General features: G+C 70.7%; 20 protein-coding genes. 6 read left to right on the top strand and 14 right to left on the bottom strand.

All coding sequences use genetic code 11. The features are described 5' to 3' along the window. The 3 genes from ABFX81_RS37430 to hypE are packed head-to-tail and all read left to right on the top strand — an operon-like array spanning position 1 to position 2484. On the top strand, positions 1 to 282 hold the full coding sequence (locus ABFX81_RS37430) for a HypC/HybG/HupF family hydrogenase formation chaperone (RefSeq protein WP_086849068.1): 282 nt from the start codon (positions 1 to 3) through the stop codon (positions 280 to 282). Then, positions 279 to 1421: a hydrogenase formation protein HypD gene (gene hypD, locus ABFX81_RS37425; protein WP_086849067.1), complete on the top strand. Its 1143-nt coding sequence runs from the start codon at positions 279 to 281 to the stop codon at positions 1419 to 1421. The genes ABFX81_RS37430 and hypD overlap by 4 nt, the downstream gene beginning before the upstream one ends. Continuing rightward, the gene (hypE, locus tag ABFX81_RS37420; RefSeq protein ID WP_086849065.1) at positions 1414 to 2484 is read left to right on the top strand and encodes a hydrogenase expression/formation protein HypE; all 1071 of its coding nucleotides are present in this window, start codon (positions 1414 to 1416) and stop codon (positions 2482 to 2484) included. Before hypD ends, hypE begins: the two co-directional genes overlap by 8 nt. 54 nt (positions 2485 to 2538) lie before the next feature. On the opposite strand, the gene hypA is transcribed toward hypE, so the two are convergent. From hypA to ABFX81_RS37380, 8 genes are all read right to left on the bottom strand, one after another. Beyond that, the gene (gene hypA / locus ABFX81_RS37415) at positions 2539 to 2895 is read right to left on the bottom strand and encodes a hydrogenase maturation nickel metallochaperone HypA (RefSeq protein ID WP_086849062.1); all 357 of its coding nucleotides are present in this window, start codon (positions 2893 to 2895) and stop codon (positions 2539 to 2541) included. A 7-nt stretch (positions 2896 to 2902) separates the two neighbouring features. Further along, positions 2903 to 3100 carry a hypothetical protein gene (locus ABFX81_RS37410; protein WP_346139320.1) on the bottom strand — a complete coding sequence of 66 codons (198 nt, stop codon included), beginning with the start codon at positions 3098 to 3100 and terminating at the stop codon, positions 2903 to 2905. A gap of 32 nt (positions 3101 to 3132) precedes the next feature. Further along, positions 3133 to 3339 (bottom strand): hypothetical protein, encoded by a 207-nt coding sequence (locus ABFX81_RS37405; RefSeq protein ID WP_086849060.1) that lies wholly within the window; start codon positions 3337 to 3339, stop codon positions 3133 to 3135. 42 nt (positions 3340 to 3381) lie between these two features. After that, on the bottom strand, positions 3382 to 3978 hold the full coding sequence (locus ABFX81_RS37400) for a DUF5947 family protein (RefSeq protein WP_086849058.1): 597 nt from the start codon (positions 3976 to 3978) through the stop codon (positions 3382 to 3384). Beyond that, positions 3975 to 4517, bottom strand: coding sequence for a NifU family protein (locus ABFX81_RS37395; RefSeq protein WP_346139319.1), 543 nt, complete (start codon positions 4515 to 4517; stop codon positions 3975 to 3977). The genes ABFX81_RS37400 and ABFX81_RS37395 overlap by 4 nt, the downstream gene beginning before the upstream one ends. Continuing rightward, entirely contained in the window at positions 4510 to 6303 is a 1794-nt protein-coding gene (locus ABFX81_RS37390) for a nickel-dependent hydrogenase large subunit (RefSeq protein ID WP_346139318.1), read from the bottom strand. Before ABFX81_RS37390 ends, ABFX81_RS37395 begins: the two co-directional genes overlap by 8 nt. Positions 6304 to 6367: 64 nt before the next feature. Beyond that, positions 6368 to 7456, bottom strand: a complete 1089-nt coding sequence (locus ABFX81_RS37385; RefSeq protein WP_086854472.1) for an NADH-quinone oxidoreductase subunit B family protein — start codon at positions 7454 to 7456, stop codon at positions 6368 to 6370. 1 nt (position 7457) lies between these two features. Continuing rightward, positions 7458 to 9302, bottom strand: a complete 1845-nt coding sequence (locus ABFX81_RS37380; protein ID WP_346139317.1) for a hypothetical protein — start codon at positions 9300 to 9302, stop codon at positions 7458 to 7460. A 386-nt stretch (positions 9303 to 9688) separates the two neighbouring features. Between ABFX81_RS37380 and ABFX81_RS37375 the strand changes: the two genes are divergently transcribed. Continuing rightward, positions 9689 to 10888: a pentapeptide repeat-containing protein gene (locus ABFX81_RS37375; protein WP_086855683.1), complete on the top strand. Its 1200-nt coding sequence runs from the start codon at positions 9689 to 9691 to the stop codon at positions 10886 to 10888. A gap of 151 nt (positions 10889 to 11039) precedes the next feature. Here ABFX81_RS37375 and ABFX81_RS37370 read toward each other — a convergent pair whose 3' ends face one another. Together ABFX81_RS37370 and ABFX81_RS37365 are read right to left on the bottom strand one after the other, a co-directional pair. Then, positions 11040 to 11765, bottom strand: coding sequence for a hypothetical protein (locus tag ABFX81_RS37370; RefSeq protein ID WP_086855682.1), 726 nt, complete (start codon positions 11763 to 11765; stop codon positions 11040 to 11042). 213 nt (positions 11766 to 11978) lie between these two features. Further along, positions 11979 to 12446: a DUF6069 family protein gene (locus ABFX81_RS37365; RefSeq protein WP_086855681.1), complete on the bottom strand. Its 468-nt coding sequence runs from the start codon at positions 12444 to 12446 to the stop codon at positions 11979 to 11981. 161 nt (positions 12447 to 12607) lie between these two features. Between ABFX81_RS37365 and ABFX81_RS37360 the strand changes: the two genes are divergently transcribed. Next, complete coding sequence (locus ABFX81_RS37360; protein ID WP_346139315.1) at positions 12608 to 14281, top strand: NAD-dependent malic enzyme; 1674 nt, start codon at positions 12608 to 12610, stop codon at positions 14279 to 14281. 165 nt (positions 14282 to 14446) lie between these two features. Further along, entirely contained in the window at positions 14447 to 15724 is a 1278-nt protein-coding gene (locus ABFX81_RS37355; RefSeq protein ID WP_086854531.1) for an alginate lyase family protein, read from the top strand. A gap of 16 nt (positions 15725 to 15740) precedes the next feature. On the opposite strand, the gene ABFX81_RS37350 is transcribed toward ABFX81_RS37355, so the two are convergent. The 4 genes from ABFX81_RS37350 to ABFX81_RS37335 form a co-directional block, all read right to left on the bottom strand. After that, on the bottom strand, positions 15741 to 16973 hold the full coding sequence (locus ABFX81_RS37350; protein WP_086854532.1) for a glycoside hydrolase family 88 protein: 1233 nt from the start codon (positions 16971 to 16973) through the stop codon (positions 15741 to 15743). A gap of 40 nt (positions 16974 to 17013) precedes the next feature. Further along, the gene (locus ABFX81_RS37345) at positions 17014 to 18903 is read right to left on the bottom strand and encodes a glycoside hydrolase family 97 protein (RefSeq protein ID WP_346139314.1); all 1890 of its coding nucleotides are present in this window, start codon (positions 18901 to 18903) and stop codon (positions 17014 to 17016) included. A gap of 24 nt (positions 18904 to 18927) precedes the next feature. Continuing rightward, complete coding sequence (locus tag ABFX81_RS37340; RefSeq protein ID WP_346139313.1) at positions 18928 to 21246, bottom strand: glycosyl hydrolase family 95 catalytic domain-containing protein; 2319 nt, start codon at positions 21244 to 21246, stop codon at positions 18928 to 18930. A gap of 158 nt (positions 21247 to 21404) precedes the next feature. Then, on the bottom strand, positions 21405 to 22403 hold the full coding sequence (locus tag ABFX81_RS37335) for an Lrp/AsnC family transcriptional regulator (protein ID WP_346139312.1): 999 nt from the start codon (positions 22401 to 22403) through the stop codon (positions 21405 to 21407). Positions 22404 to 22482: the final 79 nt, after the last annotated feature.

Below are 22482 nucleotides of genomic sequence, written 5' to 3'. Positions count from 1 at the left end.
ATGTGTTTGGCAGTGCCCGGCAAGGTCGTGGCCATCGACGACGGCGCGGATCCGCTCACCGGGCTGATCGACTTCGGCGGAGTGCAGAAACAGGCGTGTCTGGAGTACGTGCCCGACGTGCGGGTGGGCGAGTACGTCATCGTGCACGTCGGCTTCGCACTCCAGCGCCTGGACGAGGAATCGGCCCTGGCCTCGCTGAAGCTGTTCGAGGAACTGGGGCTGCTGGAGGAGGAGTTCGGCGACGCCTGGGAGCAGGCGGCGAAGGAGGCGGGAACGGCGTGAAGTACATCGACGAGTTCAACGACCCGGATCTGGCCCGGCGGCTGCTGGACGAGATCCGGGCCACCGCGACCCGGCCGTGGGCCCTGATGGAGGTGTGCGGCGGGCAGACCCACTCGATCATCCGGCACGGCATCGACCAACTGCTCCCCGAGCAGGTCGAGTTGATCCACGGCCCCGGCTGCCCCGTCTGCGTCACACCGCTGGAGGTCATCGACAAGGCCCTGGAGATCGCCTCGCGGCCCGGGGTGATCTTCTGTTCCTTCGGCGACATGCTCCGGGTGCCGGGCACCGGCCGCGACCTGTTCCGGGTCAAGGGCGAGGGCGGCGACGTACGCGTGGTCTACTCGCCGCTCGACGCACTGGAGCTGGCCCGCCGCCACCCGGACCGGGAGGTGGTGTTCTTCGCGATCGGTTTCGAGACCACGGCCCCGGCCAACGCGATGGCCGTGCACCAGGCGCGGCGGCTCGGCCTGAACAACTTCAGCCTGCTGGTGTCGCATGTGCGGGTGCCCCCGGCCGTCGAGGCGATCATGACGGCTCCGGCCTGCCGGGTGCAGGGCTTCCTGGCCGCCGGGCACGTGTGCAGCGTGATGGGCACGGCCGAGTACCCGGAGCTGGCCGAGCGGTTCGGGGTGCCGATGGTGGTGACCGGGTTCGAGCCGCTGGACATCCTGGAGGGCATCCGCCGGGCGGTCCGCCAGCTGGAGCGTGGCGAGCACCGGGTGGAGAACGCGTATCCGCGTGCCGTGCGCGAGGAGGGCAATCCGGCCGCCGTGCGCATGATCGAGGAGGTGTTCGAGGTCACCGACCGGTCCTGGCGCGGTATCGGCCGGATCCCAGCCAGTGGCTGGCGGCTGAGCGACGCCTTCCGCGCGTACGACGCCGAGCACCGTTTCGACGTCACCGGGATCCGTACCGAGGAGCCGGCGGAGTGCCGCAGCGGTGAGGTGCTCCAGGGGCTGATCAAGCCGACCGAGTGCGCCGCGTTCGGCACCACCTGCACCCCGCGCACCCCGCTCGGCGCCACCATGGTCTCCAGCGAGGGCGCCTGCGCGGCCTACTACCTGTACCGCCGGATGAACGCCCCGGCGCCGCAGGCCGGCCGGGCCACGCAGGAAGGGGTGACTCCCGTTGCCTGAGCAACTCGCCGAGGTCGTCGACCCGGCCAACTGGACCTGCCCCGCCCCGCTGCGCGACCAGGGTGTCGTGGTGATGGGCCACGGCGGCGGCGGAGCCCTGTCGGCGGAGCTGATGGAGCAGGTCTTCACCCCCGCCTACGGCAACGCCACCCTCGCCGGTCTCGCCGACTCCGCCGTCCTCGAACTGGGCGGTGCGCGGCTGGCCTTCTCCACCGACTCCTACGTGGTCCGGCCGCTGTTCTTCCCCGGCGGCTGCCTGGGCGACCTCGCGGTCAACGGCACCGTCAACGACCTGGCGATGAGCGGTGCGCGGCCCGCGTACCTCTCCGCGGCGTTCGTCCTGGAGGAGGGCGTGGAGCTGGCGGTCGTCGAACGGATCGCGCGCTCCATGGGGGTTGCGGCCGAGGCGGCCGGGGTCACCATCGCCACGGGTGACACCAAGGTGGTGGAGTCCGGGCACGGCGACGGTGTGTACGTCACCACCGCCGGTGTCGGGCTCGTTCCGGACGGGGTGGACATCCGGCCGCAACGTGCGCGGCCGGGCGACGCCGTGATCGTCAGCGGGCCGATCGGCCTGCACGGGGTGGCCATCATGAGCGTGCGGGAGGGGCTTGAGTTCGGGGTCGAGGTCGCCAGCGACACCGCGCCCCTCGCGGATCTGGTGGCCGCGATGCTGGCCGTCACCTCCGACATCCATGTGCTGCGCGACCCCACCAGGGGCGGCCTCGCAGCGTCCCTCAACGAGATCGCCCGTGCTTCGGGGACCGGGGTCCGGCTTCAGGAGCGGGCCATTCCGGTGCCGGACGCGGTGGCGAACGCCTGCGGCTTCCTCGGGCTCGACCCGCTCTACGTCGCCAACGAGGGCCGGCTCGTCGCCTTCGTGCCCCCATCGGCGGCGGACGAGGTCCTCGCGGCGATGCGCGACCACCCGCAGGGTGCCGGGGCCACGCTGATCGGCGAGTGCGTCGCCGATCACCCCGGCATGGTCGTGGCCGCGACCGGCCTCGGCGGCACGCGAGTGGTGGATCTGCCGCTCGGCGAGCAGTTGCCGCGTATCTGCTGATCCGGTCCGGACGTGAGTGGGCCCCGCCGAACACGTCGGCGGGGCCCACTCACGCTATGCCGGGGCCGGTGACGGCTCGATCCCGGCGATCTCCAGCTCCCGGCCGCTGCGCAGGTCGCTGGTGGGCTGGTCGCAGCGCGGGCACCAGAAGAACGGGGGCATGCCCACCGGGAACTCCTCGGCGCACGGGCCGCACCAGGCCTGCGCGGGGACCTGCTCGACCACGAGCCGGGCCCCGGCGAGGGCGGTGCCGTCGCGGGCCACCTCGAAGGCGAAGTCCAGGGCGTCGGGGACGACACCCGCCAGTTCACCGACCCGGACGGTCACCGCCGAGACGGCGTCCGTCCCGTCCGCCCGGGCCAGCTCGCCGGCCCGCTCGACGATCGCGGTCGCGATCGACAGTTCGTGCACGGCCGGCTCACGGGTAGCGGTGGCCGGCGCGGAAACCGCCGGCCATCCGCCAGATCCGCATCTCCCGCCTCAGACTGGGCAGCTCCCAGGCCAGCAGCGCCAGGGCGACACCGCCCGCCAGGGCGGCCTCGGCCATCAGCACCCGCTGTCCGCTCATCCCGCGCCGCCTGCGCGCGACGGGTCTGCGTACTCGTTGGACCTTCATTGCGGCGACTCCCTGCTCTCTCATCACGGCTCTCATCCAGGCGAGATGTTCGGCATGGTCTCGGCGAGGGCGTCATGCCGCTTCCAGTGGATCCCCGTGGACCGGCGCGCGTCGGCGGTGCCGTCCTCGTGGTGTCCCTTCTGCTCCTCGTACCGTCCCCTGTTGCCCTGGTGCATGCCGGCGACGTGCCGGGGGGTGTCGGGCTTCGCCTGGGGCCGGCCCACTCTGATGCTGCCCATGGGGTGCTCTCCTTCCTCGCCTCCGACCTGCGGAGTGCGTGCTCATGACCGCTCGGTGAGGTCCTCGAAGAACTGCTCGACGGCCGGCCAGACCCGGCCGCCGCCGGACAGGCCGCGCCACTCCCGGCGTACGACGGCGACCATCCGGTAGCAGTCGTCGATCGGCACGATCCAGTGGTGGTCGAGGCCGTGGACGGTGTTCACCAGCAGTGCCTCCACCTCGGGTTCCACGGTGGCGAGCTGCGGACACGTCTCGGCCAGTTGCTTCCAGGCGGCCGCGTCGACCTCCCACCGCATGGCGCCCGCGGGGCTCGGGCCCTGCGCGGTGACCGCGCCGTCCGCCCGGGGCACGAAGAAGACCAGGCCGACCGGTACGCCCAGCACGGCCGTGTCGACCTTGGGCAGCCGGACCCGGCGCCGGGGCACGAGCCGGAAGTGCCCGTCGCCCGCCCCGGCCCCGGCGAACAGCACCGAGCAGGGACGGCAGACGCAGCGCACCTCCTCCTGCCCGGTGTCGTAGAGGTGGGCGTGCTCGTCGGCGACGGGCGCGGCGCAGAGGTCACACCCCTCCGCCCCGGCCGCCGTCGTGGGGTCGGCCGAGGAGCGGATGAGGCGGGCCAGTGCGCCGTCGGTGGTCACCGTGCGCCTCGGTGCGTCAGCGTGGTCAGGGGTACGAACGCGGGAGCCGGCGTGCTCGGCAGGGGCTCCACCGCCGTCAGCTCGGGAGCGACGGCGAGCACCGCCTCCCGGACCGCGTCGGTGACCTCGGAACCTCCACCGCCGCAGCCGGAGCCGCAGCCGCCGCCCGTCTTCAGACGCACCCGGCCGATCTCGCCTTCCACACCGGCCCACTCCACGTCGCCGCCCCGCTCCTGTACGGCTGGCCGCAGCCGTTCGACCGCGCGGGCCGCCCGGCGCTCGGGGGGCTCGGGGTGGATGTCGTGCAGCACCAGCAGGTGGCCCAGCAGCTCGTCGTCGGCCAGGCGTTCCGCCAGCGGTTCGTCCGCCTGGTCCAGGACGCGGGCCAGAGCCTCGCCGTAGACCTCGGTCAGCAGCCGGACCGCCTCCGTGGCGGGTCCGGGGACGGGCTCGAGTCCTGCCAGCACCTGGTCGAGCCGTGCGAGCCGGGCCTCGACGTCGGGGTCCGCCAGCCGTACGGGGGTGGCGGCCTCAGCCATGGTTCGCCCCGTACGTCGGCGAGTGCAGAGTGGTGAGCGTCTTGCCCTTGCCGACGTACATGTGCACGCCGCACGGCAGGCAGGGGTCGAAGCTGCGTACCGTGCGCATGATGTCGACGCCCTTGAAGTCGTCCGGCCCGTTCTCCTCGAAGATGGGCTGGCCCTGGACGGCGTCCTCGTACGGGCCGGGGGTGCCGTACTTGTCGCGCGGGCTGGCGTTCCACGGGGTGGGCGGGTACGGGTGGTAGTTGGCGATCTTCTTGTCCTTGATCACCAGGTGGTGGGAGAGGACGCCGCGCACCGCCTCGTGGAAGCCGCAGCCGATCGCTTCGTCGGGTACCTCGTAGTTCTCGAACACCTTGGTTTCGCCCGCGCGGATGAGTCCCATGGACTCCTCCAGGAACTGCAGGGCCATGGCGGCCGCGTAGGCGACGAAGTACGGCCGGGCGCGGTCGCGTTCGATGGTGTTGCTCCACTGCGGGATGCGCCACTCCAAGGTCGTCTCCGGCAGGGACTCGCCCTTCGGCAGGGAGATGCGCACGCTGTGGCCGGTGGCCTTGACGTACGGGGTGTCGACCAGGCCGTTCAGCGCGGTCGACCACAGGCGGGCGAGCGGGCCGCCGCCGGTGTCCAGGGCGAGGTGGTCGCCGGTGCGCTGGTCGAACCAGCGGGGGCTCATGACCCAGCTGTACTTGTCGTCGAAGTCGCGCTTCTGCGGCACCGGGACGGTGGTCTGGTTCCACGGGTGGCGCATGTCGACGGGATTGCCGAGCGGGTCGTGGGTGACGAAGGGCTGTTCGTTGACCCAGTCCTCGTAGTACGAGCTGCCCAGCAGGATGCGCAGGCCGAGGTTGATGTCGACGAGGTTGTTGGTGACGAGTTCGCCGTCGACGATGATGCCCGGGGTGACGTACATGTCCTTGCCCCAGGAGTTCATCGTCTCGTACCGGTAGTCGACCGTCTTGGGGTCCTGGAAGGCACCCCAGCAGCCCAGCAGCACCCGGCGGCGGCCGACCTCCTCGTAGCCGGGCAGCGCTTCGTAGAAGAAGTCGAAGACGTCGTCGTTCATGGCGACGGCCTTCTTCACGAAGTCGATGACCCGCATGAGCCGGCTGAGGTAGTCGGTGAAGGTGTTCGGCTGGGGCATCGTGCCGACGCCACCGGGATAGAGCGTGGACGGGTGGACGTGCCGTCCCTCCATCAGGCAGAACATCTCGCGGGTGATCCTGCTGACCTTCAGGGCCTCCTTGTAGACCTCACCCTCGAAGGGGTTGAAGGCCTTCATGATGTCGGCGATGGTGCGGTAGCCGTGGATGTCGCCGCGGGGCGCCTCGGTGCGTTCGGCGCGGGCCAGCACACTGGGGTTGGTGGCCTTGACCATCGCCTCGCAGAAGTCCACGAAGACCAGGTTGTCCTGGAAGATCGTGTGGTCGAACATGTACTCGGCCGCTTCGCCGAGGTTGACGATGTAGTCGGCCAGCGGGGGCGGCTTGACGCCGTAGGCCATCTGCTGGGCGTAGTCGGAGCAGGTGGTGTGGTTGTCGCCGCAGATGCCGCAGATCCGGGACGTGATGAAGCCCGCGTCGCGCGGGTCCTTGCCCTTCATGAACACCGAGTAGCCGCGGAACAGCGACGAGGTGCTGTGGCATTCCACGACTTCCCGGTTGGCGAAGTCGATCTTCGTGTAGATGCCCAGGTTCCCGATGATCCGGGTGATCGGATCCCAGGACATGTCCACTAGCTGTGGCGGCTTGCGCTCCGTGGGCCGGGCCTCGGTGGTGGTCATCTGCGGTACTGCCCCTCACTGTCGGTGTTCCGTGGTCGGGTGGTGGGGTGTGTGTCGCGCGGCATCAGGGCCGCCAGCGCGGGTCGTAGCCGCTGGTCAGCTTGCGCTTGTTGTGGCGCCACCTGGGCTCGTGGTTGACCAGTTCGTTGGTCATGCCGCGCAGGCGGCGGATGACGGCTCCGTACGGCTTGATGGCCAGGGAGGACAGGGTTCCGCCGGGGGGTTCGTCCATGAACGGCATGAAGGCGTCGGGGAAGCCGGGCATCGTGCAGCCGATGCAGATGCCGCCGACGTTGGGGCAGCCGCCGATGCCGGCCATCCAGCCGCGCTTGGGCACGTTGCAGTTGACGACCGGGCCCCAGCAGCCCGTCTTGACCAGGCACTTGGGTGAGTTGTAGTCCTTGGCGAAGCTGGCCTGCTCGTAGTACGAGCCGCGGTCGCAGCCCTCGTGGACCGTCTTGCCGAACAGCCACTGCGGGCGCAGCATGTGGTCCAGCGGGGGCGGGGGTGCGGAGCCGGCCGCGTGGTAGAGGACCCAGACCAGGGTCTCCATGAAGTTCTCGGGCTGGATGGGGCAGCCGGGCACGTTGACGATGGGCAGGCCGCCCTGGGAGGTGAAGTCCCAGCCCAGGTAGTCGGCCAGGCCCATGCAGCCGGTGGGGTTGCCGGACATGGCGTGGATGCCGCCGAAGGTGGCGCAGGTGCCGGCGGCGACCACCGCCCAGGCCTTGGGGGCCAGTTGGTCGATCCACCAGTTGAGGGTCTGCGGCTCGCCGGTCTCCGGGTCGTTGCCGAAGGACGTCCAGTAGCCGTCGCCCTCGATGATGTTCTGGTTGGGGACCGAGCCCTCGATGACGAGGATGAACGGGGCGAGTTCGCCGCGTACGGCCGCCCGGTAGGGGGCGAGGAAGTCCTCGCCGCCCAGGCTCGGGGAGAGCACCTTGTTGACGAGGTTCACCTTGGGCACGCCCGGGATCAGTCCGAGCACCAGGTCCTCGATGGAGGGCTGGCCGGCTGCGGTCAGGGAGACGGTGTCGCCGTCGCAGCTCATGCCTTCGGAGATCCAGAGGATGGTGATCTCGTCGAAGCCCTGCCGGTCCTCGGCCCGTTCGGGTTCCTTGCTGACTTCGGTGGTGCTGCTGTGGGTTGTCATGTCACTCGGCCTCCGCTGCGGGGGTCTCGGAGTCGGTCGTGTGCCGCGCCTTCGCTGCGGCGGGAGCCGGCGCCGACGGCTCGTCCGGGGATCCGGCGGGTTCGAGGGGTTCGAGCTCGTCGGGCCGGAAGTAGTGGAAGCGGCCGTACCAGGTGTGCAGTTCGGACGCGGGGTCGTCGTCGAGGGTGACGGCGAGGTGCACGCTGCCGTCCACGTCGTGGAAGACGGCGGCGACTTCGGCGGTGCGGCCGTCCAGGAACATGTCCTGGGCGTCGGCACCGCGTCCCCGGGGGCGGAGCCGGACGCGGCTGCCGCCGCCGAGCGGGACGCCGTCGACGAGCACGGTGTCGGTGGCCGGGGAGAGGCCGTCGTCGGCGCCTTCCTGCCACCAGGCGGGGCGGTCGACGGGGACGGGGGGCGCGGGGGCGGCGGCCCCCGGCGGCGAGGTCGCGGGCGCGGCAGCCCCGGGCTCGGCAAGCGCGGGTGCCGGGGGCGCGGGCGCGACAGCTCCGGGAGTCGCGGGGACGGCAGTCCCGGGCTCGGCAAGCGCGGGTGCCGGGGGCGCGGAAGCGGCAGCCCCGGGCGACGAAGTCGCGGACGCCGCAACTCCGGACGCAGCAAGCGCAGGTGCCAGGGTCCCCGGCGTTGCGGCCCCGAGCTCCGGGGGCGCCGGCGCGGCATCCCCCGGTGCCGAGGCCGCGGGCGCGGCAGCCCCGGGCGCGGAAAGCGCGGGGGGCACCGTGGCGACCGGCGCCAGGGAGCGGACGGCGCCGTGGAGCCGTTCGAAGACCTCCTGCGGCATGGTGTCGACGCGGTCGAGGATCGCGGCCGCCCTCGGGTCGGTGGCCCGCGCCTCGCGCTTCTCCTCGTCGGTCAGCAGCATCGTGCGCAGCGTGAGGATCTCGTCGATCTCGGCGGCGTCGTGCAGGTCGCCCGGGCTCTCGGGGGCCACTTGGGGGTGGTCGGGCAGGATGATCGGTGCGGAGAGCAGGACGTGTCCGTCGTCGCCGAGGACGGGGAAGGTGAACTCGTTCCGGCACGAGCGGGCGAGTGCGCTCAGGTCCGTCGGCGGGTCGGTCAGCGAGACGAACTCCACGCCGTCGCCGCCGATGAGGGTGTGGGTGGCGATCAGAGCGCGGCGCAGTGCCTCGTCGCGAGCGGCCCGCGGTTGCGGTGCGGGCCCGGTGTTCGTGGTGCGCACACGGAGCCGGCAGAGGTCGTCCGAGAGTCGCTCGGCGGTGACGGTGGTGTCGGCCCGTACCTCGTCGCGGCGCCGCACCACCCGTCCGTCGCCACCGGGCAGCGGCTCGACGTCCACGCCGGCCGGCGCGACCACGGGGACGGTGCGCCCGCCCTCAAGGAGCTCGCCGAGCGGGACCGCGACCTCGTGTTCACGCGGCACGGCCTCGTCGAAGGTCAGATGCGTCGTGCCGTCGGCGGTGCGCAGCGACTCGACGGCGTGATGACGGCCGTCCCGGGTCTCCTCCACTTGCTTGCGCTGCATCTGGAGGTGACGGATCCGCACCCGTACGGACGCGCTCCCGGGCTGCCGGATCCGCAGCAGACACTCCGTCTGCTGGTACCAGGAGTCGGCGCTGCCGGAGACTCCGGGGACCACGGGGCCGTCCGCCTCCACCCAGTCCCTCGGGAACAGGACCCCGAACTGCCATCGAACGCGGTTCTTGGCCGAGGACCGGCGGTAGGGGTAGAGGAGGTAACCCTCGTAGAGGACGGCGTCGGCGACCGCGCTCACCTGCTCGAAGGCGTCCGTGGCCCGCTGGGGCGGATCCTCGCCGACTCTCGTGGCAGCGCACGCCGTGCCGCCCTCGGCCAGTCCCTCCGCCATCGCGCCTCCTCGTCCGGGTGTGCACGCCCATCCAGGGGTGCACGCGCATCCCTTCCACCACGGTCACACCGCTCATCCACGGTCGCCTCCTACGGCGCAGTGCGATTGGGCCGTTCGGGGCTGTTGCTGAGATTGAAACGTGGTGTCGTAGCTGCTAGGAGCTGGCGTCAAAGGTTCAGGCGCTCGGTCCCCGTGCGGGTGGTTGGTCGGTGTGGCGGCTCAGCCGGCCGCGGCCTGGGGTGTGGCATGAACGGGTGACCCGCAATGAAGGCACCGCACGGCTGCGCCGCCTCGTCCAACGACAGGCCGCGCCCCGTCGCCGACGGCTCCGTCGGCGACGCACTGGAGAGACAGCGAGCAGGCAGCCGAGCCCCCTGGCCACGCTGGTGATTCTCAGCCTGCCCGGCCTCGCGGCACTGTCCGCGTTGCTCTTCACGTGGATGCAGGTGAGCCAGGCCGGCCGGGAACTGCGGATCATCGAGCAGGGCCAGATCACCAGCAGGTACAACGCCGCGATCAACAATCTCGGCTCCAGCTCGGTCGATGTGCGACTCGGTGGGATCTACTCGCTGGAGCGCTTGATGCGCGACTCTGCCCGCGATCACCACACCGTCGTATCGGTACTGGCAGCGTTCCTACGCCAGCACGCGCCCGCACGGGCCACCAAGGCGGCCGTCGATGACGTCCCCAGGCTGGACGCCGACATTGGAGCGGTCATGAATGTACTGGCCGAGCGCCGTGCGGACCGTGACCAGGGATTGGTCCTCGACCTGAGCAAAACCGACCTGAGCCAATGGACACCCGCACGCCTGCACGACGAGACCGGCATCCAGCTCGAGCAGGCGATCCTGACCGGATCGAACCTCATCGGCACCGGCCTCACCAACGCCAACCTGCGGGATGCGCGGTTGGACGAGGCAGACCTCCGCAAGGCCGCCCTCAGTGGGGCGGACCTTCGCGGCGCGCACCTATCAGGTTCTAACCTCAGGCAGGCTGGTCTCGATCAGGCAAACCTTCGGGATGCGTGGTTGGACGAGGCAGACCTCCGCAAGGCCTCCCTTGAATTTGCGGACTTTCGCGGCGCGATCCTGGAGGGGGCAGACCTCCGTAAAGCATTCTTGTACGGCGCCGAAGCCGCTGGCGCATTCTTCTGTTCGCAGGAGACCGGTTGTGCGGACACGACAGCGGCAGATCTGATTGGCGCGAACCTGGCGGGCGCCGACTTCGAGGGCGCGAGCCTCATCGGAACTTCCCTGTGCGGCATCTCTGACACCGAACCAGAGACGGAAGGCATCGCCACGCTCCTGCCCAAGCCGGGCAAGCGGGAGTGCGCCACGCTGACGCGGGCGAACCTCTCGCGCGCGAGCCTCTCGAACCTGCGGCTGGCCCGCATCAACCTCTCCGGCGCTGATCTCACCAATGCGAACCTGGCCGGCGCAGATCTCTCGAACGCCAACCTCACCGGCGCGAATTTGACGGGCACGGACCTCTCGAAGGCCAACCTCACCGGCGCGCGCCTGACCGGAGCCAAGCACAAGGGCGCAAAGATCAACGGCACCAAGGGTCTGCCCGAGGGCTTCCGCTAAGCGGACCAGCGACCACGAATCCACTCGGGGCCCCGGGACGACTCGGGCAGCAGCGGACGGCGAAGTCCGATTCCACGTCGGACATTTCATGAACGGCGTATCACCCGACCATGATCCATCACGCGAAATATTGGCCGGCTGAAGACGCCGGCTAGGGGAGCAAGTAGGTCGTACAGGCCGGCCCCTGCTGTGTGCGAGTTTCACACTCGTCCTCGGTCCCGTCGCCAGCATTGAGGGCGATGATGTGGATGGCCCCCGTCTGCGGCGGGGGCGAGAGGGGAATACTGATCCGCTGCTCGACCACGCCCTTGTCGTTCGGCCGGAGGGAGCTTGAGTAGAGGTCGACGCCCTCGTCGACCGGCTCGCCGTCAACCGTCTCGGCGGCTACGTAGACTCCGATACTCGACCACGTTTCGACACCGTCGGCGCGAATGTCGAAGCTCAGTCGCATCGAAGACCGAGAACCGTCGACCCTGACATCCGTGATGCTCGGCCGACCGTTGCCCCCGGCGGCCTTGGCCGCGCCGATGACCGCCACGCTCAGCGCCACCATGTAGAAGACCACACCGAGAATAAGCACAGCGGTCTCCCACAGATTGCCCCGCCGTGTGGGGTGAATGAGCAGAGCCACGATGCTGCACACGATGGCGACGATGGCGCAGAGCGAGGCCACATAGATCGGCCACGACTCGTTGTTGAGAGCAACGAAGACGAACTCGCTGCGGAGCCCGAGTGCGGTCATGACTCCCGTGACGGCGACGAGGGCGCCGGCGAGGATTTTGGCAACGTCATCCAAGCGCTTTCCGATGCCGGCTTGGATCATTTCGTATGTCGGGTCAGGGGCGGGGTCCCTGCTCAACTTCGGCACCCCACTCATGCCACACTCCTTGCCGTCGGCTCCAGGCAGTCAACGGAACGCTTGCCGGGCGCCCGAGCGTACAACGCCGCATCCGTGCAGGAATGCCGACGAGGCGCGGGCCAAAGCATGCCCCTTTGATGTGTTGAGCGGTTGATCCGATGTTCCCTGTTCCGACGGCCCGTCGGCGGTGAGCGCGACGGGCCGGTGTCGGGATCGTGGGAGTCGAGGGCGTCACCTCTGCACGTGCGACAGCCGCCGTGCCACCAGGGGAATGATCACCGCGGCGGCCACCACATGCGACACGGCGAGGATGATCTGGGTGGACGTGGCCGTGTGCGGGGCGACGGCCGGGCCGGCGAGGGACAGTGCGGTGAGGATGACGGTGGTCACGGTGAAGGTCCGGGCGGGCTGCTTGGCCCAGCGGGCGAGCACCACCGCGAGGATGATCCCGGCGACCGACCAGAACACCACGCCGCCGCCGAAGCCGCCGACGGGAATCTCCGCGGCCTCCTCAGCCCCGGGGCTGGCCGCCTCCATCGGGACGCCCGCGGCCCGGGCGACGAGCGCGAAGGCCTCGGTCACGACGGCACCGGCGAGCGTCGCCAGGACGCCGACCAGCCATACGGGGCGCGTGGAAAGGAAGCCGGTGGTGTGCCGGGAGTCGGTCCGGTTCTGCGTCTGAGGGGTCGTCACGCTCATGTCGCCTTCTCCTGCTCGCTGTTGGGGCTTGGAAGCCTTACGGAGAGGTAGACCGGGCGAAGCGCCGGAACTCATCGGTGCGCCGAGAACCGGCACGGCCCATCGGCCGAACAGCGCAAGTCGCCTGCACGAACCCGTGAGTCCAGGGAAGGCGTCACCCCATGGACCAGACCCAGCACCCCCGCACGACCACCAGCCCCGCCCTCACGCCCCTGGCGGACCCGCTCGTCAACAAGGGCACCGCCTTCAGCCGGCAGGAGCGCGCCGAACTCGGTCTCGACGGGCTGCTGCCGCCCGCCGTGGAGACCCTGGACGAGCAGGTCGCCCGCGCCTACGAGGCGTTCCACGGCTACGACAAGCCCCTCAACCGGCACATCTACCTGCGTCAGCTCCAGGACACCAACGAGGTGCTCTTCTACCGTCTGGTCACCGAGTACCTGGAGGAACTGCTGCCCGTCGTCTACACGCCGACGGTGGGTGAGGCCTGTCAGCGTTTCAGCGAGATCTACCGGCGCCCGCGCGGACTGTTCCTGACGTGGGAGGACCGGCACCGCTTCCGGGACATCCTGCGCAACCGCCCGCACCGCGACAAGGACGTGGACGTCATCGTCGTCACGGACGGGCAGCGCATCCTCGGCCTGGGCGACCAGGGCGTCGGCGGGATGGGCATCCCGATCGGCAAGCTCAGCCTCTACACGGCGATCGGCGGCATCCACCCCGCCCGCACCCTGCCGATCCTGCTGGACGTCGGCACCGACAACGAGGACCTGCTCGGCAACCCGCGCTACCTCGGCCGGCGCGCCCGCAGGCTGACCGGCGCGGACTACGACGAGATGATCGAGGCGTTCGTCTCGGCGGTGGAGGCGGAGCTGCCCGGCACGCTGCTCCAGTGGGAGGACTTCGCCACCGCCCACGCGTACCCGATCCTCACCCGCTACCGGGACCGGCTGCTCACCTTCAACGACGACATCCAGGGCACGGCGGCCGTCACGCTCGGCGCCCTGTCCACCGCCGCGAACGTGTCCGGCACTCCGCTGTCCGAGCAGCGCCTGGTGATCCTGGGCGCGGGGTCGGCCGCCATCGGTGTCGCCGGCATGATCCGGACGGCCATGATCGAGGAGGGCCTGTCCGAGGACGAGGCCACGGCACGGTTCTGGATCCTCGACGTCGACGGCCTGCTGGTGCGCTCGCGGGCGGAACTGACGCCGCAGCAGCGGATGTTCGCGCGCGACGACAGCGAGGTGAACGGCTGGGACGGCACCGGCCTCGCCGAGGTGGTGCGCCGTGTCGAGCCGACGGCGCTCATCGGGCTGTCGACGGCTCATGGCGCGTTCACCGAGGAGATCGTGCGGCAGATGGGCTCGACCTGCGAACGGCCCGTCATCTTCCCACTGTCGAACCCCACTTCCCACTCCGAGGCCGAGCCCGCGGACCTCACCCGCTGGACCGACGGCCGGGCGCTGATCGCCACCGGCTCGCCCTTCCCGCCGCTCACGGTGGACGGGCACGAGGTTCCGGTGGCGCAGTCGAACAACGTGTACGTCTTCCCGGCCATGGGGCTCGCGGTGACGGCGAGCCGGGCCACCCGCGTCACCGACCGCATGATGGTGGCCGCCGCCCGGGCCGTCGCCGAGTGCGCGGTACGGGCGGCGCGCGGAAACGACGGCCCCGTACCGCTGCTGCCGCCCCTGAACGGGATGCGCGAGTCCGCTCGCGAGATCGCCCTGGCGGCGGCTCTCGCCGCCGTCGAGGACGGGGTCGCTCCGCAGGCGACGGAGGAGGAATTGCACAAGGCGGTCGCGCGGGCGCAGTGGACACCCCGTTACGAGGGCTGAGCGCCGCCACGTGCGCCGGCATCGAGGGTGCCCTGAGCACGATCTTCACCTGTGACAGCCGTCCCGGTCTGCGAGCCCTCTTCCCCACGTGAAGCTGGCGTGACATGCTCATGTAACCCACCACCTGAACGTTGTTCACAGTCATGAACTCGAAGGGAGTGGATCATGAGGGCAAGATCTCGATTAGCCGTTCTGCTGACGGTTCTCGCCGCGCTCATCACGGGAGCCGCCCCCGCCGCCTCGGCCGGGGCTGAGGCCGAGCATACGTACCGGATCCCGCACACCGCCGTCATGGACGGCGCCCGTCTGCACCGGACCAAGGTCCGGCTGGAACACGGGGATCCCCGACTCCGGCGCGCCGTCGAGGTGTTGCGGGGACGTGCCGACAGATGGCTGGACCAGGGGCCGTGGACCGTGGTGGACAAACCCCGGCCCGCCCCCAGCGGAGACCTCCACGACTACCTCAGTCAGGCTCCGTACTGGTGGCCCACCAAGACCCCGGCCCCGGAGAACCCGTGGGGCTGTCCCTACGTGCAACGCGACGGCGAGCGCAATCCCGAGGTCGACTCCGGCACCGACCGCCAGGACGTCGAGAAGACCTTCGACTCCGCCTACGACCTCTCCCTCGCCTGGTACTACACCGGCGACGCGCGGTACGCCGAGAAGGCCGGGCAGGTGCTGCGCACCTGGTTCCTCGATCCGGCCACGAGGATGAACCCGAACCTGAATCACGCGCAGTTCATCCCGTGCAAGTACGACGGTCGCGCCATCGGCATCATCGACTTCTCGCAGTCCTACACCAGCGTCCTCGACGCGCTCGCCCTCCTGGAGAGCGGCGCCCCGGGCTGGACCGCGAAGGACCGCAGGGGCATGGCCCACTGGAACACCGCCTTCCTCGACTGGCTCAGGAACAGCGACTTCGGCAAGCAGGAGGCCGCCGCCACCAACAACCACGGCACCTTCTACGACCTGCTGGTCGCCGGCCTCGCCTACGCGACCGGCGACCGGGAACTGGCCCGCCGAACGGTCCTCGACGCCCGGCACAAGCGCATCGCACCGCAGATCGCGGCCGACGGCAGCCAGCCCCAGGAGCTGACCCGGACCAGGAGCTGGCACTACTCGACGTTCACCCTGGTCGCCCATGCGCGGCTGGCGGCCATCGGCCGGAATGCCGGCGTGAATCTCTGGGCCTACCAAGGGCCGGAGAAGGAGAGCCTGTTCAAGGCCGTCGGCTACCTCCTGCCCGCCGCGACGGGAGCCGCCGCCTGGCCGCATCCGGAGCTTCAGTTCCGCCGGTACGCGGCGACCGACGTCGTGCACGCGGCGGCCGATGCCGGGGACAGGCGTGCGCAGCGGGCCGTCCGGTCGCTGGAGGAACCGCCGGGCGGCGACTTGTGGGTCCTGCGCCCGGCGGCGGAACAGCTGGACTCCATCGCGGGCTGAGCAGCGCTCCGGCCGGTCAGAGGGTGGAGAGGTCGATCGCCCGGTCGACGTCCTGCGGCCGGAGCACGCGCAGGATGCCTTCCAGCAGGTAGTAGTCGGCGTACGGGAGGGAGATCTCGATGCCGTCCTCGGCCGGGCGGTTGCGGGTACAGCGGGCCACCACGGCTTCCGCGCGGGCCGAGTTCTTCGTCAGGCACGTCTCCGAGAGCGCGGTGAGCAGCCGGAGCGCCACCTCGCGGTAGGCGTGCCTGCCGGTGGCGGCGGACAGGTCGAGGAGCCCGCAGGCGGTGATCGCTCCGGCCGACGCGTCCTTGATGTCGTGGGGCTGCTGCGGCGCGCGGTAGTCCCACACCGGGACGTGGTCCGGGGCCAGGGCTCCGATCGCGTAGTCCGCGAGTGCGCGGGCGGTGGTCAGGAAGTCGCGGTTCCCGGTCCTTCTGTACATGGTGGTGAAGCCGTACAGTCCCCACGCCTGTCCGCGCGACCAGCAGGACGTGGGGCTGTATCCCTGCACGGTGTCCGGGCCGACTGGGTCGCCGCTGTCCGGGTCGAAGTCGTAGACGTGCGGCGTCGATCCGTCCGGGCGGAGGAAGACCCGCCGGGTGGTCTTCGCGTGTTCCACGGCGACGTCCAGGTACGTGTCGTCCCCGCTCTGCCGGCTCGCGAACGCCAGCAGGTCGAGGTTCATCATCGTGTCGATGATGACGCGGCCGGCGTTCTTCGGATCGTTCAGCGCGCCCCACGCTCTGATGAAGCGCCCGCGCGGGTTGTACCGCTGGATCAGGGAGTCGGCCGCCCGCAGGGCGCCCGTCCGCCAGGCTTCGTCGCCCGTCAGCCGCCAGGCGGTGACCCAGGACGGGTAGAAGAGGAAGCCGAGGTCGTGCGTGCCGGTGTCGTACTGGCGGGGGGCCAGCTTCCGTGCCGAGGCCAGGGCCTGGGTACGGAAGGCCTCGTCCTCGCTGTAGAGCCACGCCATCCACAGCGTGCCCGGCCAGAATCCGCCGACCCAGCCACCGTTCTGGGAGTAGACCCACTTCTCGAACTTCGTGCCGACGGGGAAGGCGGTCACGGTCGGTGCGACGGCGGCGACCTTCTCGACGGCGTAGTCGGCCGCCGCGCGGAGCTTGCGCAGGGTGGGTGCCGGGATGCGGCCGGCGGTCGGGTCCGCGGCCGCGGCAGGTGCCGGAGAGGCGCATAACGCTGCGGCGCCGGCCGCTGTGGCCAGCACGGTACGCCGGGAAACTCTCATGCTGATCCCTCCAACTCGGTATGCACGCACGTGAACAGGCTCAGCGATGGCAGGTGGTGACACCTGGGCGCAAGGGACAGGCGATCCCGGCGAAGCCGCCGCCCGCGACCACGTCCACGGCGAACGTGTCGCCGCCGCGCAGCACCTGCCGGTTCCTGACGAGCCCGTCGGCACCGTCCTGGATCGTCTCGACCAGCCACCTCCCCGAGCCGATGGTCAGCGGCACCTCGGCTTCGCGGGCGGGCCCGGCGTACACCCCTCCCAGGAACCAGCGGTCGCCGCTGCGGCGGGCGAGCACGGCTTCGCTGCCCGGCCGGCCGGCGAGCAGCCGGGTGTCGTCCCATGCGGCGGGGACCTGGTCGAAGTAGTCCCGGGCGAGCGGCCGGGCGTCGTACGACTCGGGGGTGCCCGCGAACATCTGGAGGCCCGACTCGTAGGCGACGGTGAGGCCGACCTCTGCCGCGTCGGAGTTGGGGCGCAGGCCGACGCGCTGGAACGCGCCGGGGGTGAAGTCCATGGAGCCGATGACGTTGCGGGTGAAGGGCAGGGTGGTGAGGTGTGCGGCGGTGTTGGTCCGCTTCTCCTCGCCCGCGACGCCTTCCAGGGTCATGACGTGGGGCCAGGTGCGCTGCATGCCCTTGGGGATGGTCGAGCCGTGGAAGTTGACCATGAGGTGGTGGGCGGCCGTCTCCCGGAGAATGGCGTCGTACCACTGGAGTGTGGCCTGCGCCTCGGAGTCCATGAAGTCGATCTTGACTCCCTTGACGCCCCACCGCTCCAGCGTGGGCAGCCACTGTGCGCGTTCCTCGGGTGTGTCGAGGTCGCGCTGGTGGATCCAGACGATGATCCCGACGCCCTTGGCGCGGGCGTGGTCGACGAGTTCCGGCATCCAGCTGTTGGTCTGCCAGTCCGGGTCCGTGACGTCCCACTCGTCGGCCTTGAAGTACCAGCCCGCGTCGACGGCCTCGTAGGGCCAGTTGCGCTCGGCGGCGTAGTCGACGTAGGCCTTCTGCGCGGCGAGGCTCTGCCCGGCCGGGCGGCCGCCCGCGAGCCAGGTCCACAGCACGGTCCCGGGCCTGATCCAGGACGGGTCGGCGACCTTGGATGCGGGAGCGAGGTCGTCGGTGAAGGTCGACCGGGTCACGGTGGCCAGGTCGCCGGTGACCATGGCGCGCCATGGGGTGGCCAGGGGGCCGTCGGTCTTCACCCGGTCGTCGGCCAGCTCGACGCGGTAGGTGCCGGTGCCCTTGTCGTGGGCGAGCCGGGCGCCGGAGTAGGCGCCGGTGAGGTCGGACTCGGCGAGCAGGGTGTACCCGCCGTCAGTCGCGAACAGCGCCTGGGGCGAGTACGCGCCGGTGGGGGCCGTGGCGGCGGTGTACTCGGCGAACTGGCCCTCGTTGTCGGGCCGGTAGGCGCCCAGCCACGCGCCGGCGTCCGGCGGCAGGCTGAAGGCGGAGGTCTCGCCGAGCACGTCGCCGTGTCCGGCGGGCAGGACGTAGCGGTAGGCGACGCCGTCGGCGGCGGCGCGGACCAGCAGGTCGAGCCGGGCGCCGGCGGGGGTGACGAAGGACAGGCGCGTCTCGTTCATGCGGACCCGGCGGTCCAGCCGCTTGCCCGACTTGGTGCGGTAACGCTCCTCGACCGTCCGGTTCTTGCTCCGCAGGAAGCGCAGGTCCTTGGAGAAGTCGGCCCGTTCGGTGACGAGGCCGACGGGCGACGGCTCGATGACCGTACGGCCGGCACGGGTCACCGACAGGCTCAGTGTGCCGGTGCTGTCGTCCAGGGCTATCCGCGCGCGGGGTGCGTCCGCGGCGACGGTCACCGTCCAGGCGCGCTCCCGCTGCTCGGCCCCGGCGGGAGCGGTGGTGAGGAGTGTGGCCGCCAGTGCGGTGCACAGTGCGGCGACCACGGTTCTGATCGGAACAGCCATGAAACCCTCCGAGGTATGCGGTGATTACGGCAGTCCCCAGGCCGGACCCGGTTCGCCGACGGTGACGGGCGCGATGACGAGGTCGGGGCGCGCTCCGGAGTGGACGAGCACCTCGCGGCCCTTGGGCAGGTCGATGGCGAGGGTGCCGCCGCCCAGGTCGCGGGTGCGGGCCGGGGTGCCGTCGTCGAGCAGCACGGTGAGGGTGCCGGTGAGGCCGTGCCGGAGCTTGAGCGGCTCGCCGGCCAGGCTTTTGATCCGGATGAACCGGGTGGCTCCCTTCTTGCGGACGGCGCTGACCAGGAAGGCGCCCTGGGTGCGGAAGTCGTGCAGGGTGACGTCCGCCCATGCGGTCGGGACGGCCGGGAAGACGCGGATCACTCCGCCCCAGCTCTGGCAGAACATGTCGTGCAGGGACTGCGAGGCGGACAGCGGCGTCTCGATGACCGGACCGGCCTCGGTGTAGTGGGTGTTGGCCTGGCAGGGGTAGCGGGTGGAGGTGTCGAAGAACTTCCGTAAGTAGCCGATCGCCGTGTCTCCGTCGCCGGTCATGGCGTAGATCGAGGCGGCGCCGGTGTAGCTGTAGCCGCGGTGGGCGCCGGTCAGCGCGTGCCAGTGCTCCACGGACCTGGTGATCAGGTCGCGGCTCTCGGGCTGGTCCCAGTTGACGAGGTACAGCGGGTACACCATCAGCAGGTGCGAGTAGTGCCGGTGGGACCGGGCGTACGGGGTCTCGGCGCCGATCATGAAGCCGTTGTCGTCGACCGGGTAGGGCGTGAGCTTGGCCAGCACCTCCCGCCAGCGCGGGGCCAGTTCGTCGTCGACGCCGAGGAGTTCGGCGGACTCGACGAGCGTCTGGCAGGCCCACCGGATGAGGGCCAGGTCGTAGTTGGTGTCCTGCGGCGGGACGACGGGGTACTCGGGCGACAGCGTGCTCGGCAGGTGGAGCTTGCCGTCGCTGCCCGGGGTGAGGAAGTGCAGGTAGTAGTTGACGGCCCGGCGCAGCACCGGGAAGAGCGTGTCGCGCAGGAGCGTCTTGTCCATGGAGTGCCGGTAGGACAGCCACACGTTGTGCAGCGCCCAGGTGAGGTTGCCGACCTCGGTGCCGCTGCCGGGCCTGCCCACTCCCCGGTTGGCGAACATGTCGGAGCTGCGGCCGACGCCCGAGCTGTCGGCGCGGTAGGCGGTCGGCACGTTGGCGATGAGCTGTTCCTGGTTCTGGCGCAGGGTGGTGGCGAGCGCGTCGAGTTCCAGGTGGTTGGAGCCGTGGATGAGCCAGTACTCCAGCTGGACGTTGAGGTTCCACCAGACCGCGGGCCAGGGGGTGGGCTCCAGCCACGGCCCGGAGGTGGCCATGACGGGGCCGCCGGCCCGGCTGGCGGAGGCGACCTTGTAGAGCTGGATCCAGTGGAAACTCTGGAGGCGCTGGTCGGGGAACGAGACGAAGCTCTTCTTGTAGAAGGCGTGCCACCAGCGGGTGTGCCGTCGCCGGAGGGTGCCGTAGGACCCGGCGCGCCGCAGGTTGCGCAGCGAGTCGGCCTCGGCCGCGGTGGTGGAGGGGGCGCTGTGCCCGACGCTGAGCAGCAGTTCGTCGCCGTCGCGCCGGTAGGCGGTGGCGGTCTGGGCGCCGGTGAGGGGCTGGAGCACCTGCTCGGTGCCGTCGGCGGCGGTCTTCGTTGTCCAGGACGGGTTGGGGATGTAGTCGGCGGGCGGGGCCTCCTGGATCTTCCGGGGGCTGATGGCCTCCTCGGGGTGGAAGGTCCAGACGGCGCGCTCGCCGCCGGAGGCCCGCACCCGGACGGCGAGCACCTCGTCATGGATGAAGGCGGAGAGCGTGAGCCTGCCCGCGGTGGTGGTGACGGTGCCGGTGAGTTCGGCGTTCCACAGGCTCAGCCGCCAGTCGACGGCGGTGATGGTGCCGGCCGGTTCGAGCGTGAGGTGTCCGACCGGCAGTCGGCAGGTGCCCCAGCCGCTGCCGAACTCGGGACGGTGGTCCTGCACTCTGCCGTGCTGGACGGTGAAGCGGACCTGGTTGGCGTCCGGTTCCCGGTAGATCATGCTGCCGAGCAGCCCGTCGCCGAGGAACGGGCCCTCGTACCAGCGGGTGGGCAGCTTGGTCCACAGGAGGTCCTGGCCGCGCAGGAAGTTCGACCAGGCGCTGTCGGTGGTCATGGTGTCGCGGAGCTTCCAGGGGCGTCTGCCGCCGTCGGCGTCGGACGGCACGGTCCCGGTGAGTTCCTGGGCTCGGGCCGTGCCGGGCAGGGCCGCCGCCGCGGCGCCCGAGAGGGCGGTGCCGAGTACGGCTCTGCGGGCCACCTGCGAACGTTGCTCCGGCTGTGAGGTCATCGTGTCCTCCAGACCTGACGGATCATCGATACATCGGGTGTATCGGCGAACCTAAGCAGCGTTCATGCACCTGTCAATGACACCAACGCGGTCCATGTGGACGAACCCTCCGATGTATCGAGGAGACTCAGCCCTATAGGCCCTGCCTGAACAGGACGTCAGTCGCGCAGCCACGGAGCGAGCATCCCGCCCCGCTTCAGCGATCCGAGGACCATCGACACATCCACCGACAGCGCCTCGCGCAGCCATGACGAGCGCGTGACGAAGTCGTGCAGCGCCGCCTCGTCCGGAAACGCGGTCAGGACCAGCAGCTGGCGCTCGCCGGTGACGAAGCTGACGTACCGGACGTGCGGGGACTCGGCGAGCGCCGCCGTCACCGTGTCGACCTCCGCCGGCACGGCCCGCACCCACAGCACCGCCTCCACCGGCAGTCCGAGCAGCACCGGTTCGATCACGGCTCGGACGCGGACCCGCCCCGCCCTGCGCAGGGCGCCCAGCCGGCGCCGGGCGGTGGCCTCGGACACCCCGGCCACCCGGGCCAGTTCGTCGAACGTGCACCGCCCGTCCTCGGCCAGGGCGTTCACCAGCAGCCGATCGGCCCGGGAGAGCTCCCCGGCACCGTCGGACGGGGACGACACGTCCGCCGCGGGGGCGGTACCGGGCGGCGCACCGCCGGTGAGTGCGGAGATCTCGGCCTCGGTGAGCAGGCCCGCGTGCCACTCGCGGATCGTCCGCACGTGCCGCAGCACCGGGAGCGTCAGCGTCCGTACGACCCCCGGCAGACCAGGGAGCTCGTCCATGACCAGCCCTGCGAGACGGTCGCGCGGGCACTGCACCTCGGCGACACAGTCCCAGGTCCCGGTCAGGACCTGGACGAAGGCGCAGTCGGGGCGGCGCGCCAGCGCGGTGGCGACCACACGGGCCTGGCCGGGTGCGCAGCGCACTCCGATCACGGTGCTGCGCCCGCGCACCGCCATGGCGCCGATCCGTACCAGCCCGGAGTCCAGCAGCCGGGTGCCCCGGCGGACGACGGTGCGCTCCGGTTCGCCGAGCGCCGTCGCGATGCCGTGCCACGAGGCACGGCCGTCGATCTGAAGCGCGCTGATGATGCGCCGGTCCAGCGAATCGGCCACGAAGCCGGTGTGCGGTGCGTCCATCGGCCTGAGCGTATGGCCGATTCCGTCGATGTGACAGGGAATCTTGTTCCCATCCGTCGATCTGCCCGACGGTACCGGG

Origin of the sequence: Streptomyces coeruleofuscus, assembly GCF_039532725.1 — a bacterium.
Classification (GTDB): domain Bacteria; phylum Actinomycetota; class Actinomycetes; order Streptomycetales; family Streptomycetaceae; genus Streptomyces; species Streptomyces coeruleofuscus.
This window is presented reverse-complemented; position numbering and strand designations above follow the sequence as displayed.

Bases quoted from the DNA above. Each gene is read 5' to 3' on its own strand.
- ABFX81_RS37340 (WP_346139313.1), bottom strand. From the start codon at position 21,246: ATGACCTCACAGCCGGAGCAACGTTCGCAGGTGGCCCGCAGAGCCGTA.
- ABFX81_RS37390 (WP_346139318.1), bottom strand. From the start codon at position 6,303: ATGACCACCACCGAGGCCCGGCCCACGGAGCGCAAGCCGCCACAGCTA.
- ABFX81_RS37395 (WP_346139319.1), bottom strand. From the start codon at position 4,517: ATGGCTGAGGCCGCCACCCCCGTACGGCTGGCGGACCCCGACGTCGAG.
- ABFX81_RS37430 (WP_086849068.1), top strand. From the start codon at position 1: ATGTGTTTGGCAGTGCCCGGCAAGGTCGTGGCCATCGACGACGGCGCG.
- ABFX81_RS37360 (WP_346139315.1), top strand. From the start codon at position 12,608: ATGGACCAGACCCAGCACCCCCGCACGACCACCAGCCCCGCCCTCACG.
- ABFX81_RS37355 (WP_086854531.1), top strand. From the start codon at position 14,447: ATGAGGGCAAGATCTCGATTAGCCGTTCTGCTGACGGTTCTCGCCGCG.
- ABFX81_RS37345 (WP_346139314.1), bottom strand. From the start codon at position 18,903: ATGGCTGTTCCGATCAGAACCGTGGTCGCCGCACTGTGCACCGCACTG.
- ABFX81_RS37365 (WP_086855681.1), bottom strand. From the start codon at position 12,446: ATGAGCGTGACGACCCCTCAGACGCAGAACCGGACCGACTCCCGGCAC.
- ABFX81_RS37385 (WP_086854472.1), bottom strand. From the start codon at position 7,456: ATGACAACCCACAGCAGCACCACCGAAGTCAGCAAGGAACCCGAACGG.
- ABFX81_RS37350 (WP_086854532.1), bottom strand. From the start codon at position 16,973: ATGAGAGTTTCCCGGCGTACCGTGCTGGCCACAGCGGCCGGCGCCGCA.
- ABFX81_RS37335 (WP_346139312.1), bottom strand. From the start codon at position 22,403: ATGGACGCACCGCACACCGGCTTCGTGGCCGATTCGCTGGACCGGCGC.
- ABFX81_RS37370 (WP_086855682.1), bottom strand. From the start codon at position 11,765: ATGAGTGGGGTGCCGAAGTTGAGCAGGGACCCCGCCCCTGACCCGACA.
- ABFX81_RS37410 (WP_346139320.1), bottom strand. From the start codon at position 3,100: ATGAAGGTCCAACGAGTACGCAGACCCGTCGCGCGCAGGCGGCGCGGG.
- ABFX81_RS37405 (WP_086849060.1), bottom strand. From the start codon at position 3,339: ATGGGCAGCATCAGAGTGGGCCGGCCCCAGGCGAAGCCCGACACCCCC.
- ABFX81_RS37380 (WP_346139317.1), bottom strand. From the start codon at position 9,302: ATGGCGGAGGGACTGGCCGAGGGCGGCACGGCGTGCGCTGCCACGAGA.